At 41.2% G+C, this 1623-nt stretch carries 1 protein-coding gene and 1 pseudogene; both read right to left on the bottom strand.

The genetic code is table 11. The annotated features are described in order from the left end of the window. A partial coding sequence (locus GMA8713_RS25630; protein WP_198159593.1) for a retention module-containing protein occupies nt 1-806 on the bottom strand: 806 nt, incomplete at its 3' end. Between the two features lie 705 nt (nt 807-1511). Continuing rightward, nucleotides 1512-1623: pseudogene (locus tag GMA8713_RS28355) on the bottom strand (IS630 family transposase); the annotation flags it as partial.

Here is a 1623-nt window from a genome sequence, read left to right as displayed (position 1 = left end):
CTGTCGCCGTAATCCAGTGTCGCACTGTCACTGCCATTGGCGGTGTTGCCCGCCGGGTCGGTCACGGTGGCGGTCACTGTGATGGTGGTGCCAGTGGCCGGGGCGGTCATGGTGACCGGCACGCCGTCATCCAGCATATCCTGAGTCACGGTGCCGTTAAACAGTTCATTGCCATCCTGATCGGTGACCACCAGGAAATCACCTACCTCAGTGCCTACACCCAATAAAACGATGATACCTATATTACCGACCAATTCAGTATTGTTTATATAGCTGTCGTTATTGATATCTTCAGTTATGACTATTGTCGGAGAGCTTGGGATAGCAGTATCAATTTGTTGAAAGATTGCTTCTCTATCCTGAGTGTCTCTAATCGCTTGCGTGAGTGCTGATGTATTAAATCCTGCACTTGAAATGGTCTCGTTGCCTATACGAGAAAGGGAGATAAAGCTGTGACCACCTAAACTATTGGCAGATGTACCAGCAGCTGTAGCATTATCTTCGTTGAGGGTTGGATCCTGTCCCGATTGAATCGCTTCTATAATTTGGCCAATATCTTGGTCGCTTTGTTCTTGAGCGTCCTGGCTTATAGAGTCGCTAGAAATTTCAGATGGCGCTTCCAACTCACCATCTACGTAGAGGAAACGACTGCCGCTTTCACCCGAAAACTCTATTCGCGCGTCGTCATTAAGGACAATAATGACGCCTTTGGTGAGAAAATCACCTACTTGAATTGTGCGTGAACCTTGTTCTAATTTTTCTATTGCTGACCCTTCAATTGAAGTGACTGTGGCGTCAGCAGGCATTCGTATCTCTTTCATAATAGTAAGTTCTCACCATCTCCGTCTTGAGTCGCTTGTCTCAATCGTTTGTGCGAATAAATAAAAATCACTAAACAGGTACTACTAATGTGTCTAAATAATTTTATACTATGAATAGTATTCTATATCCTTTGGGTCTTCGGCATCCCTAAACCTTATTAGACTGTATTTTAAATACCTGTAACCAAAGGCGGTTTTCTTAACTTTTTGCATGGGAAATGAGCAGTGAACTCGTTTAAAGACCCTTTTAACGATCTTCAAGTTTTTCATGAAAATATGAACAAAATATTTGAATATCAGTAAGTTCTTTTAGTTCAACTAGTTGCTTATTCCGTGCATGCCTAATAAGGTAGTCCTCACACTAGAATAGCTTTTTATCTCCAATCGTTACAGCTATTTAACTTCTTTATCTGTTTATTAATTCTTGTTTTCTCCAGTCAACTTGATTTTGATTTTGATTTTAAGTGTTTGTATTTGAAGTTAATTATTTATTTTTTTTGTCTTGGAGACAAATTTCTTCCAGGCAAAAACCATACTATCTTGTAACTTTTAAATGACGGTTTTTGATACTGAGACTAATTCTTTGGACTAAGCATTTTGATTGGGCGACTGTTAAGAGCATGAGTAGTAAAGACTTCAATGGAACCGCCCGCTGGGAAAGTCTATTTAATAGGTCCTAAATAGCTGATCCTAATTGTGAGTCTTTTTTGCCATCCCATGACCTGAGCCAGGATACGGTGATGCCGTCGCCATAAAGTGCTTCACCTGTGCCAATAGCTGGTACATGTACTTGCATTGATGA

The organism is Grimontia marina (assembly GCF_900060185.1).
Taxonomy (GTDB): Bacteria; Pseudomonadota; Gammaproteobacteria; order Enterobacterales; family Vibrionaceae; genus Enterovibrio; species Enterovibrio marinus.
The sequence above is the reverse complement of the archived record's forward strand: the minus strand, read 5'-3'. Positions and strand labels throughout refer to the sequence as shown.